The sequence below is a fragment of the Pseudomonas sp. 6D_7.1_Bac1 genome (genome assembly GCF_025465945.1).
GTDB lineage: Bacteria > Pseudomonadota > Gammaproteobacteria > Pseudomonadales > Pseudomonadaceae > Aquipseudomonas.
Genome location: NZ_JANLNW010000075.1, coordinates 182,324 through 193,575, shown reverse-complemented (window position 1 = coordinate 193,575; position 11,252 = coordinate 182,324). Strand labels below are relative to the sequence as shown.

At 60.4% G+C, this 11,252-nt stretch carries 10 protein-coding genes; 4 read left to right on the top strand and 6 right to left on the bottom strand.

Translation table 11 applies throughout. The features are described 5' to 3' along the window. Positions 1–252 precede the first annotated feature (252 nt). From NTD87_RS23365 to NTD87_RS23350, 4 genes are read left to right on the top strand one after another with little or no spacing between them, the layout of a single operon-like run. On the top strand, positions 253–3,084 hold the full coding sequence (locus NTD87_RS23365) for a xanthine dehydrogenase family protein molybdopterin-binding subunit (protein ID WP_262116557.1): 2,832 nt from the start codon (positions 253–255) through the stop codon (positions 3,082–3,084). Then, positions 3,077–3,616 (top strand): (2Fe-2S)-binding protein, encoded by a 540-nt coding sequence (locus NTD87_RS23360; RefSeq protein WP_262116556.1) that lies wholly within the window; start codon positions 3,077–3,079, stop codon positions 3,614–3,616. The genes NTD87_RS23365 and NTD87_RS23360 overlap by 8 nt, the downstream gene beginning before the upstream one ends. A 2-nt stretch (positions 3,617–3,618) precedes the next feature. Then, entirely contained in the window at positions 3,619–4,866 is a 1,248-nt protein-coding gene (locus tag NTD87_RS23355) for a c-type cytochrome (RefSeq protein ID WP_262116555.1), read from the top strand. 1 nt (position 4,867) lies between these two features. After that, positions 4,868–5,839: an XdhC family protein gene (locus NTD87_RS23350; RefSeq protein WP_262116554.1), complete on the top strand. Its 972-nt coding sequence runs from the start codon at positions 4,868–4,870 to the stop codon at positions 5,837–5,839. A 78-nt stretch (positions 5,840–5,917) separates the two neighbouring features. Here the strand turns inward: NTD87_RS23350 and NTD87_RS23345 are convergent, their stop codons facing one another. The 6 genes from NTD87_RS23345 to modA all read right to left on the bottom strand — a co-directional run bounded on the left by NTD87_RS23345 (position 5,918) and on the right by modA (position 10,987). After that, a complete protein-coding gene (locus NTD87_RS23345; RefSeq protein WP_071550498.1) occupies positions 5,918–6,148 on the bottom strand; it encodes a hypothetical protein in 231 nt (76 codons plus the stop codon). A 152-nt stretch (positions 6,149–6,300) separates the two neighbouring features. After that, entirely contained in the window at positions 6,301–6,525 is a 225-nt protein-coding gene (locus NTD87_RS23340) for a hypothetical protein (protein WP_262116553.1), read from the bottom strand. Between the two features lie 97 nt (positions 6,526–6,622). Beyond that, positions 6,623–8,266, bottom strand: a complete 1,644-nt coding sequence (locus tag NTD87_RS23335) for an ABC-F family ATP-binding cassette domain-containing protein (RefSeq protein ID WP_262116552.1) — start codon at positions 8,264–8,266, stop codon at positions 6,623–6,625. A gap of 180 nt (positions 8,267–8,446) precedes the next feature. Next, positions 8,447–9,535, bottom strand: a complete 1,089-nt coding sequence (gene modC, locus NTD87_RS23330; RefSeq protein WP_262116551.1) for a molybdenum ABC transporter ATP-binding protein — start codon at positions 9,533–9,535, stop codon at positions 8,447–8,449. Between the two features lie 3 nt (positions 9,536–9,538). Next, complete coding sequence (gene modB / locus NTD87_RS23325) at positions 9,539–10,219, bottom strand: molybdate ABC transporter permease subunit (protein ID WP_262116550.1); 681 nt, start codon at positions 10,217–10,219, stop codon at positions 9,539–9,541. After that, positions 10,220–10,987, bottom strand: coding sequence for a molybdate ABC transporter substrate-binding protein (gene modA / locus NTD87_RS23320; RefSeq protein ID WP_262116549.1), 768 nt, complete (start codon positions 10,985–10,987; stop codon positions 10,220–10,222). Positions 10,988–11,252 lie beyond the last annotated feature (265 nt).

Genomic DNA, 11,252 nt, shown 5'->3' with positions numbered 1-11,252 from the left:
GTTCGTTACACGCTAGCTGCAGCCACGCGCCGGTGAAACCTGCATCCAGGACGCCGCCGTTCAACGAAGGAAATTCACCTTCGAACTACTATTACTTTTGCCGAGGCCAGACAAATTCGATAAAGTTAACCGCTAGGTCAGCTTTTCGGCTTGTCAGCCCTTCGCATCGCCAGGAAGGGTTCCTGAGACCAGAGATTTCCCAGTACACCATAACGACATGGACGGAATTCATAACCGTCCAGAGGATGATCCATGTCCAACCGTGATATATCCCGGCGCTCCTTCCTGCAAGGCGGGTTGATCGCTGGTGTCAGCGTGACGCTGACCCCGCTCAGCTCCCAGGCGTTGGCCGCCTTGATGGAAAACAGCGTGACCGTTGCGTCCGAGCAGTGGCTCGGCAACAACGGCAAGGCGCGCATGCGCAACGACGCACTGTCCAAGGTCTGCGGCAGCAAGGTCTTTGCCCGTGATATTCGCGCCAAGGACATGCCGGGCTGGCCGCAGCAGCAAGGCCACGCGATGCTGCTCAAAACCATTCGCGCCAACCGTATTTATGAGGGTTTCGATCTGTCGTTGCTGGGTGCCGAACTGCAGCCTGATCGCATCGTCACCGCGCAAGACTTGGACAAGGACGGCATCGTCTTCCCCGAAGACCACGCGCCTGATCCATTGCTGCCGACCGGCCAGGTGCCGATGTTCATCGGCCATCCGGTGGCGATCCTGATCTGGAACGACTTCGAGCGTTTCCGCCAGGCCAAGAACAAGCTCAAATTCAACGACAAGGCGATCCGCTACGGCGCCGAGGCTCCGTATTACACGCGCGATCCTTATGGCAGTTTCCGATTCGTGCGGGTCGGTGGTGCAACCTCGGCGGATGAGGATGAGTTCGCCAGCCTGAAGGACTCGATCCTGTTCCCGATGATTCGTGAACGACGCCCAGTGTGGAGCGCTCAGCCGAACCTGCATGGCAACCTGACCGAGCGTGGTCTGTTTTATGCCGAGCGCATGAAGCAGCAACTGGAGACGCCACCGGAAGGCTGGATGGTCTTCGACGAGCGCTACAAGACGCCGTCAATTGAACCGGCCGCCATGGAACCGGACAACGGCAACGGTTGGTACGACCCGACGACCAAGACCCTGCACTTTGTGGTCGCTACCCAGTGCCCGCTGGAGGCTGCGACTGAAACCGCGAAGATGATCGCACCATCGCGTTTCGGTTTGAGCACGCTGAACATGCACCCTGGCTACACCGTTGGCTACGGCTCCAAAGACCACAACATCTTCGTCTACTACGCAGCCCTGGCGGCGTTGTATGGCGCCGGTGTGCCGGTGCGTCTGGCCAACGACCGTTACGAGCAGTTCCAGAGCGGCATCAAGCGTCACCCGTTCGACATTCGCTACCAGTTGGCCGTCGACAAGCAGGATCACACGTTCAAGATTTTCCGCGCGGACATGACCACCGACGGTGGCGGGCGGATCAACTACAGCCCTTCGGTGGCGACGGTCGGTGCCACGGCTGCGCAATCGATTTACTACATGCCGCAAAACGACCTGCAAGTAACCGCTTACCACTCGCGCGGCGTTGAAGCCGGCTCCATGCGGGGCTATGGCACGCTACAAACCATGGCCGCCACCGAGATGATGGTGGACGAGGTTGCCGATCGACTGGACATCGATGCCATCGATCTGCGCAAGAAAAACGTGCTGCTGTCCGGAATGAAAAACACCCAGGGCGCGGTGCCGGCCGGTGCGTTGCGCCTGCACGAAATTCTTCAGAAGGCCGCTGACAATGAGCTCTGGAAAAACCGTCACGCGCTGAAAAAACAAGAGGACGCCAAGGACCCGGACAACTGGTACGGCATCGGTTTTGCCATCTGCCAGAAAGACTTCGGCACCGGTTCCGAAGCACCGATGGCCAGTGTCGAGTTCACCGCTGACGGGCATATCACGCTGCGCCACATCGGCATCGAGCTCGGCACCGGCATGTCCACTTCCCAGGCCTTGGTGGTTGCGGACTTCCTCGGTAACCCGGCCAGCGAAGTGAAGACCGGTGAAACCGAATGGAAAGAGCTGCAACTGACCAGCAGCGGCAACCCGTACATCATGAGCCAGGCCGAACAGGACACCGTGCTGCGCAACCCGCGCTGGGTTGGCAAGATTGCCTCGGCGTCGTCGGCGACCAACTCGGCTTACTACTTCAGCCACGCCACCCGTGAAGCGGCTCGCGTGCTGTTCAACCACGGTCTGTGGCCCGCAGCCCTGGAGTTCTGGCGCCAAGGCCCGTTCGGTGGTCAGGCCAACCCTTATGTGGTGCGCCGTGAAGACGCCCATTGGGTGGACGGCAAACTGACCGCCAACGGCATGGAACCGCTGCCGTTTGCCGTGTTGGCCAAACGGGCCCATGAGCGCGGTCTGGTGACCGGCGCGACCGTGCACGGCTTCAATCGCTGGAGCTGGGCCGAGGCCGAATTCAGCATCAATGGCGTGCGCGAGCGTCTGCCACTCGACGGTCTCGCGGTGAAGTATGGCGACGGTGCGCCGAGCGCGATAAAGGCGCAGATGAACAGCGCCGGTTTCCACCTGCTGGATCGACAGAACATTGCCTACCCGGCGACCCAGTTGAACAACGCGATGGTGACTTACTACAGTCCTGTGGCCACGCTGGTTGAATTGAAAGTGAACAAAGGCTCGGGCGAGGTGCGAGTGCTTAACCATCACTCGTGGCTTGAATGCGGCCGGGTGCTGGTGCCGGAACTGGTCAAGGGCCAGCTCGAAGGCGGGATCGCCATGGGCATCGGCCACGCGCTGCTGGAAGAAATGCCGCTGTACGAAGGTGGGCCGGGGGAGGGCGACTGGAACTTCAACCGCTACCGTTTGCCACGCGCCAAGGACGTCGCGGTCTGGACACAGACCTCGGAAATCCTGCCGCCATTGTCGCCCAGCGACCCGTCCAAGGGCATCGCCGAGGTGGTGATGATTCCGGTGGTGGGCGCCATCGCCAACGCCGTGGCCCACGCGATCGGCAAACGAGTCCGTGACCTGCCTATCACTCCAGCGCGCATCAAGGAGGCCCTCAATGGCTAACCGTCCGCTTCAAATGACCCTCAATGGTCAGTCCGTCGGTCCCGTCGAGGTCCCTGAAGATCTGCCGATGATCGACTACCTGCACGAATACCGAAACCTCACCGGCTCGCGCCTGGGCTGCGGTCAGGGCATTTGCCACGCCTGTGTGGTGATTGTCGACAACCCTGATGGCACCAGCGAAGAAGTGCGCACCTGCATCACCGGCGCGCATTACTTCGAGGGCAAGAAAATCCGTACCATCGAAGGTCACGCGACCCGCGATGAAAGCGGCAAGGTCACCGAACTGAACCCGATCCAGCAACGTTTCGTCGACGAGTTCGCCTTCCAGTGCAGCTATTGCGCCCCAGGCTTCGTCAACGCCGCGACCGTGCTGGTGGAAAAACTCCAGCGTCAGCCGATCAAGAAAAGCCAGCTCGAAGCGGTGATCGAGGACAGCCTCGGCCACCACATCTGCCGCTGCACCGGCTACGTGCGTTATTACAGCGCCACGCGAAACGTGCTGACTGACCTCGGCCTGGTCAAGGAGGGTTAAGCATGAAGCGAGTACTTTCCGGCCTTGGCACGGCGGTCGGCCTGGCCGTTTCGCTGATGGCGATCCAGCAGGCGCAGGCCGCGGATCAGCAACAGATCAAGCGCGGTGAATACCTGGCGCGGGCGGCGGACTGCATGGCCTGCCACACCGTACCCGGTGGCGCGCCTTATGCGGGCGGCCTGCCGATCGTTTCACCGTTCGGCACCATCTATGGCAGCAACATCACCCCGGACAAGGACCACGGTATCGGCCTGTACAGCGACGACGAGTTCTTCGCCGCGCTGACCGAAGGCAAACGTCGTGACGGCGCCAACCTGTATCCGGCGATGCCGTACACCTCGTATCACCTGATGCCGCGTGAAGACTCCGATGCGATCCACGCGTACCTGAAGACAGTCGCGCCGATCAACCGTGCAGCGCCGGTCACCAGCCTGAGCTTCCCGTTCAACGTTCGTCTGGGGCTGATGGGCTGGAACATGCTTTACGGCAAGGACGTGAAACTGGCGCCGGCGATCGGCAAAAGTGAAGGCTGGAAACGCGGCCAGTACCTGGTCGACGTGCTCGGTCACTGTGGTGAATGCCACACGCCGCGTGGCTTGCCCGGTGCGATGCAGCAAGACAAACGCATGACGGGCGGCTTGCTCAATGGCTACCTGGCGCCAAGCTTGCTCGCCAACGATCTGGCGGCACGCGGCTGGACGCATCAGGACCTGAGCTCATTCCTCAAACACGGCATGAGTGCCCAGGGTACGATGTTCAACGAGATGTTCCCGGTGTTCCATAACAGCACCCAGAATCTCAATGACCCGGACCTGGCAGCCATGGCGACTTTCCTGCTCGGCGACCCGCCACCCCAGGCGAAGGTGCTGACCGACGTGCCGTTGGAAAAAATGACCGAAAGTGCCCAGCGCGGCCATCAGGATTACTTGAACGTCTGCGCCGGTTGCCACGGTGCCAACGGTGAAGGCAAGCCGCACATCGCAGTGGCGATGCAAGGCAACACCACGCTGCGTCTGGAAGATCCGCGCAACCTGTTGCGGGTGGTCGAAGACGGGATTGGCGAGCAGAAGTTTGCCGGTTTCGAGCGCATGCAACCAATGCCGGGGTTTGCCAACAAGTTGAGCACTCAACAAACCACCGATCTGCTGAACTACCTGCGTCAGGCCTGGGGTGGTCAACCGGCTGATCTGCTGATCAGTCAGATCGAGCAGTTGAAGGCTGACGCTCCCGCTGAGCACAAGGCGCACTGATATGCAGCATCTTGACCTGCAAGTGGTTCGGCGAGCGTTGGCCTGGTCCAACGCTGGTCAGCGTGTGTGGCTCTGCAGCGTGCTCAGCACCTACGGTTCGGCGCCCCGTGCGCCGGGCTCGATGCTGGCGGTTAATGATAGCGGCCATTGGATTGGTTCACTGTCAGGCGGCTGTGTCGAAGACGACTTTCTTGAGCGCATGGCCGAAGGGGCCTTTCAAGATGCCGTTTCGGTGGTGCGTTACGGCGAAGGCGATGACCCGCGCTCCCAGGTGAAACTGCCCTGCGGTGGTTTGCTCGATGTGCTGGTGGAAAAGCTTGAACCGGAGTGTGAGGTGCAAGCCCATCTGCGGGAACTGGAGTCCGCGTTGCTCGGCCAACGTCGCCTGATCCGTGAAGTCGATCTGCAAAGTGGCGCACGCAGTTTGAGCGTGGATCGTGAACACGGGCCGCGTATCGAACGAGAAGTCGATCGGGTGCGTTTGCGCGTTGGCGCTGCCCAGCGGCTGTTACTCGCCGGTTATTCCAGCGTGGCGCAGGCCTGTGCCGAGTTCGCGGTGGGTCTGGGGTTTGAAGTGATTCTGTGTGACCCGCGTGATGAGGTCCTCGACGGTGTGGTCCTTGAGAACGTGGAAATTCGTCGCGAGTTGCCCTCGAAGTTCATTGCCGATGGTGGCTGTCACAGCGATACGGCGGTGGTGGCGCTGACACACGATCCGCGCATCGACGACCTGGCCATGATGGAAGCGGTGCGTACCGAGGCGTTCTATATCGGTGTGATGGGCTCCATGCAAACCTCGCAAAAGCGCTTTGAGCGTTTGCAGCGTATCGGTGGTTTGGGTGAGGCTGAGCTGGCACGTATTCACGCGCCCATCGGGCTTAATCTGGGCAGCAAGACACCGGCGGAAATCGCCTTGGCGGTGCTCGCCGATATTCTGCGTATTCGCAGCGGTATTACTCGGGATCGGCTCTGAAATGCATCGTGTCGACGGGGTGCCGATCCTGAGTGAGTCCCGGCTTCAGCTGGCTTGAGCGTACGAGCCGGGGCTTGCTTACCTGAATCGAGGCAGTGGCCGGTCGATAGGTTTGAGCGACGTCAGCGCATTCTGAATCAGCGGTGCATCTTTCTCGATGTCTTGCAGACGGTCGCGAATTTTCATGGCCGTGGGGTGGCCGCCATGGATGTCGACCCAGTCGGCAATTTCCTTGCAGGCAGCTGCCAAACGCGCTTGACGCGAGTCGAGCAGGGTGAGCAATGTGGTGATGGACTCTTTTTCGGACATGAGAAACACCTCCGTATCAGAGAAGCTTTTGATCGAGCAACAAAACGCTCGCCGGGAGCGAGCGTTATGCCGATGAGGATCGCCGATCCTTCAGCTGAAATCAGTATAGACCCAGAAAACCAATTGCAGCGGCGCAGCCGTGGGCCTGCGTTTCAGACTTTACGCGAGCTGCGCGAGCTGGCGGCATTCAGACGCCGGCACTCACGCATGGCATCTTCAATACGCTCATAACCGTCGCCGATAAAGCCGCCACCGGTGCGGGTATCGGCGATCCGGTACCAGACCGCCGCAATCGGCTGCTGATGAGACACTTCACCCGCGCGGCGACCCTTGACGATGGTCTTGTTGCAGCGTTTCACAACGAATATGTCTTCCATGGCTTCACCGAGGGGTATTGGTGTTCACATCAACTATAGAAGCCCGTTGAAAAGGTGCAAAACGGCACCGTGCTGCTCGTCGCTTGATTCAGCGCGATCACCGCTCTTCGACGCGTTGCAGGCGCCACCCCGTGTGCTGCCAGTGCAAGGTATGGGTGGGCGCCAGGGCTTGCAGGAATTCGGCATCATGAGAGGCGGCAATGATCGCGCCCGGAAAACCGCGTAATGCCTGCTCCAGTGCCTGTACAGACGCAAGGTCCAGGTGATTGGTCGGCTCGTCGAGCAACAGCAGTTGAGCCGGATTTTCTCTCCATAAGGCGATGGCAATCGCCGCTTTCAGACGCTCGCCACCGCTGAGCAGGCGCGTCGGCACGCTCACCCGTACGGCATCCAGTTGCAGTTGGGCCAGCCGGCTGCGCACCGAACCTTCCGATAACGGTGTGTCGAGCAGGTTCAATTGCTCGACGATGGAGCGTTCAGGGTCGAGCAATTCCAGTTGTTGATCGAGGTAGGCGCTGGGCACATGGGGCCGGCACTCGCCGCTGACGGGCTTGCAGTGCGCGGCGAGCATTTTCAGCAAGGTGGATTTTCCGCAGCCGTTCGGGCCACTGACTGCGATGCGCACCGGGCCTGCGAGTGAAATAGTGAGGAAGGTTGTGGGTGCCTCGGGTGGCAGCCAGGGCAACTGTGCGTCGATCAACGTGATCACCTGCCGACTGGCCGGCACAGTGGTTCCCGGCAGGGTCATCAGCACCGGATCTGAGGGTAGAACGCGCAGGTTGGCCTCTCGCACCTGATCGTTCATCTCGGACTTGTGAGCCTGATGAGCATGACGTACGTGGCCCATGATCTCGGTGGCCGCACCTTTCATTTTGGCGCGTTCGGGGCGTGAGACGTTGGCGGTCTCGGCGTTTTTGCGCGATCCAGCAGCGCGTCGCTGAATGGTGTCGTGTTCGCGCTGTAGCCGTTTGAGCTCGCGACTGCGCAGCGTGCGGCTGTGTTCAAGGGCGGCGCGCGCCGCGGCTTGCTCGATCTCGCGCTGCTCAAGGTAAGCCGCATGGTTGCCACCAAAGACCTGCACACCCAGGGCATTGAGTTCGACGATGCGCTGAAGGCTGTTGAGCAGGGTTCGATCATGGCTGACCACAATCAAGCCGCCGTGCCAGTGGGCGAGTCGGTTCATCAACCAGCGGCGACCGTCCGCGTCCAGATGGTTGGTCGGTTCATCCAGCACCAGCAAATCGGCTTGGCTGAGAAACGCGCCGATCAGCGCAATGCGTGCGCGTTGGCCGCCGCTGAGGGCATCCATGGGGTGTTGCGCCGTCAGCTCGGGCAGGCCGGCTTCGTCGAGCGACAGCCTCAGTTGCTCGGGCAAATCCCAGCGCTCAGCGACGTGTTCAAGGTCCTGGGTGGATGCGGTTCCACTGGCCAGACGGGCGAGCGCATCGAGTCCCTGGGCGATACCCGCCGCTTGCGCGACGCTTTGTCCGCCGAGTGCAATCGGCTCTTGCGCCACATAGGCGACGCTACCGAAGCGACTGAGTGTGCCGGATGCGGGCGTTAACTCGCCGGCAATCAGTCGGGCAAGCACGGACTTACCGGTGCCGTTACGGCCGACAATACCGGTGGGACGATGATCGAAGCGCAGATTCAGGGCGTCGAACAGTGTTTCGCCATTGGCGAGCTGATAGGACAGTTGGTTCAGGGTTACAAGCGCAGGCAGACGCGTGACGTGAGTCATGGCACCTCCAAAAAATGTCGAAAAGACCAACAAGTGCCTGTGGCAGCTTGTTGTGCATACATTTTTGAAAGGCTTAGTTGTTCACGTCGAAAGGTCGTCCGGTGTAGGGGAAGGCGGCCAGACTAGCTCAAAAGACTTTCCCGTGACAACGGGTAGGGTCTTGGTGTGCGCGTCACCCGATTATGCGAGGACTGCCACTGACTTGATTTGCGCCCATAGCTGCTGGCCGGGATGCAGTTGCAAGTGATCGCGGGAATAGCGGGTGATGCGCGCCAGCAATGGCGTTCCGGCAGCGTCCAGTCGCACCAGTACGTGGGCTGCGTTGTCTGCGGCAATTTCACTGGTCACCGTCACCGGCAGGCGATTGAGGATGCTGCTGAGTTCGCCGCCCTGAAGGCTCAGACTGACATCGCGAGCCTGGACTTTGACGCGCAGCCGTTTGCCCACTGCCAAAGGTGAATGCGTGACTCGCACGTTCAATTGGCTGCCGGGCAGTTGCAGGGTCAGCAGTTGGTAGTTGGCGTCGTAGTCCGTCACTTGACCCTCGATCACCACGCCCGCGTCGTCGCCCAATGCCAGTGGCAGGTCGAGCCGCGCGAGGGTTTCACCGACAGGACCGCTGGCCAGGGCTTTGCCATGGCTGAGCAAGACAATGTGATCGGCCAGGCGCGCGACTTCGTCCTGCGAGTGGCTGACATACAACACCGGGATTTCCAGTTCGTCGTGCAGCCGTTCGAGGTACGGCAGGATTTCGCTTTTGCGCTGTGAATCCAGCGCCGCCAGTGGTTCGTCCATTAGCAGTAATTTCGGGCTGGTGAGCAACGCCCGTGCAATGCCGACCCGTTGGCGTTCGCCGCCCGAGAGGTGTTGCGGATGACGGTCGAGCAGGTGGCCGATCCCCAGCAGTTCGGTGGCGTGGGTCATGTCGACCCGGCGTTGCTGGCGTGGAATACGCCGTAGGCCAAACTCCAGATTGTCCAGCACCGACAGATGGGGAAACAGACTGGCCTCTTGAAATACGTAACCCAGCGCCCGTTTGTGCGGGGCGACAAAGCGTTTTTTGCTGCTGTCCTGCCAGACTTCGTCATTGATCTGGATAAAGCCTTGCTCGGCTCTTTCCAGGCCGGCGATGCAGCGCAGGCAGGTGGTTTTGCCCGAGCCGGAATGGCCGTACAGAGCAGTCACGCCGCGACCGGGCAGGTGCAGGTCGACGTCCAGGGAGAAATCCGGGTAGCTCAATTGCAGGCGAGCGTGAATCGTTGAGGCCATCGATCAGCTCCAGCCGGCTTTGGTTTTGCGGCTTGAGTACAGCGCCAGCAATACCAGGAATGAGAACACCAGCATCGCCCCGGCCAGCCAATGGGCCTGATCGTATTCCATGGCCTCGACGTGATCGTAGATCTGCACCGACACCACGCGGGTCTTGTCTGGAATATTGCCGCCGATCATCAGCACCACGCCAAACTCACCGACGGTGTGGGCGAATCCGAGAATGGCGGCGGTGATAAAACCTGGCCTGGCCAACGGCAAGATCACGCTGAAAAAAGTGTCCCACGGGTTGGCGCGCAAGGTCGCAGCCACTTCCAGCGGACGGGTACCAATGGCAGAGAACGCGTTCTGCAACGGCTGGACGACAAAGGGCATCGAGTAGATGACCGAGCCGATCACCAACCCTGCAAAACTGAACGTCAGCGTGCCCAGTCCCAGGGATTGGGTGAACTGACCGACGAACCCGTTAGGGCCGAGGGTCAGCAGCAGATAGAAGCCGATCACCGTCGGCGGTAACACCAGGGGCAGGGCGACGATTGCCCCGATGGGGCCGCGTAACCAGGAGCGGGTGCGCGATAGCCACAGCGCAATTGGAGTGCCGATGACCAGCAGGATGACCGTCGTCAGGGACGCCAGTTTGAGGGTCAGCCAGATGGCGGATAAGTCGGCACTCGATAACGTCATTTAGAGTTGATAACCGTAGGACTTGATGACGGCAGCGGCTTTCGGGCCCTTGAGGTAGGCAACCAGTGCCTTGGCGGCCGGGTTGTCTTTGCCTTTGTTGAGGATCACCGCGTCTTGTTTGATCGGGTCGTGCATGTCGGCTGGAACGATCCACGCCGAACCGCTGGTGACTTTGCCGTCTTTATAGATCTGCGACAAGGCGACGAAGCCCACTTCAGCATTGCCGGTGGAGACGAATTGGTAGGCCTGAGTGATGTTCTGGCCTTCAACGATCTTGTCTTTGACCTTGTCGGTCAGGCCCAGCTTGGCCAATACCTGGGTAGCTGCGAGGCCGTAGGGGGCGGCTTTCGGGTTGGCGATCGACAGGTGCTGATATTTGTTGTCGGTGAGCACTTTGCCTTTGGCGTCAACGTAACCGTCCTTGGCCGACCACAGCGCCAGGGTGCCGATAGCGTAGGTAAAGCGTGAGCCTTTGACCGTGTCGCCTTCGCTCTCAAGCTTTTGCGGGGTGCTGTCGTCAGCTGACAGGAACACTTCGAACGGCGCACCGTTTTTGATCTGGGTGTAGAACTGGCCAGTAGCGCCATAGGCGGCGATCAGTTTGTGCCCGGTGTCTTTTTCGAAGTCAGCGGCAATGGCCTGGATCGGTGCGGTGAAGTTGGCCGCAACCGCGACCTGGACTTCATCGGCCTGGGCTGAGCCAAATGCAAACACGGCGAGCAAAGACGCCAGGCAAGTAGGGGCAAAACGTGAGGCACGAAATGTCATGGAGCGGCTCCGAGGTAGGCAAGTGCAGTGGGCAGCTTTTATTGGTAATGGACTGCGCCGTTGCGAGAGGGTGAAACGCTATATAGGCGAATATATAGCGAATTGCCGACAAACGGAACGTATCGAATACCACGCAATGAGCCGCCCCGTACCCCGTAGCAGCTGCCGAGCCCGCGAGGCTGCGTTCGAGGACGAAGTCCTCGCAAATCCTGCATACGTGGTTTGTCTGGAAAAACACGTTGCCTGATTTGACGACCGCTGCGCG

What these genes read in the sequence shown, in the direction of transcription:
- NTD87_RS23335 (WP_262116552.1), bottom strand. Translation starts at nt 8,266, where the DNA reads ATGACTCACGTCACGCGTCTGCCTGCGCTTGTAACCCTGAACCAACTG.
- NTD87_RS23365 (WP_262116557.1), top strand. Translation starts at nt 253, where the DNA reads ATGTCCAACCGTGATATATCCCGGCGCTCCTTCCTGCAAGGCGGGTTG.
- NTD87_RS23340 (WP_262116553.1), bottom strand. Translation starts at nt 6,525, where the DNA reads ATGGAAGACATATTCGTTGTGAAACGCTGCAACAAGACCATCGTCAAG.
- NTD87_RS23355 (WP_262116555.1), top strand. Translation starts at nt 3,619, where the DNA reads ATGAAGCGAGTACTTTCCGGCCTTGGCACGGCGGTCGGCCTGGCCGTT.
- modA (WP_262116549.1), bottom strand. Translation starts at nt 10,987, where the DNA reads ATGACATTTCGTGCCTCACGTTTTGCCCCTACTTGCCTGGCGTCTTTG.
- NTD87_RS23345 (WP_071550498.1), bottom strand. Translation starts at nt 6,148, where the DNA reads ATGTCCGAAAAAGAGTCCATCACCACATTGCTCACCCTGCTCGACTCG.
- NTD87_RS23350 (WP_262116554.1), top strand. Translation starts at nt 4,868, where the DNA reads ATGCAGCATCTTGACCTGCAAGTGGTTCGGCGAGCGTTGGCCTGGTCC.
- modB (WP_262116550.1), bottom strand. Translation starts at nt 10,219, where the DNA reads ATGACGTTATCGAGTGCCGACTTATCCGCCATCTGGCTGACCCTCAAA.
- NTD87_RS23360 (WP_262116556.1), top strand. Translation starts at nt 3,077, where the DNA reads ATGGCTAACCGTCCGCTTCAAATGACCCTCAATGGTCAGTCCGTCGGT.
- modC (WP_262116551.1), bottom strand. Translation starts at nt 9,535, where the DNA reads ATGGCCTCAACGATTCACGCTCGCCTGCAATTGAGCTACCCGGATTTC.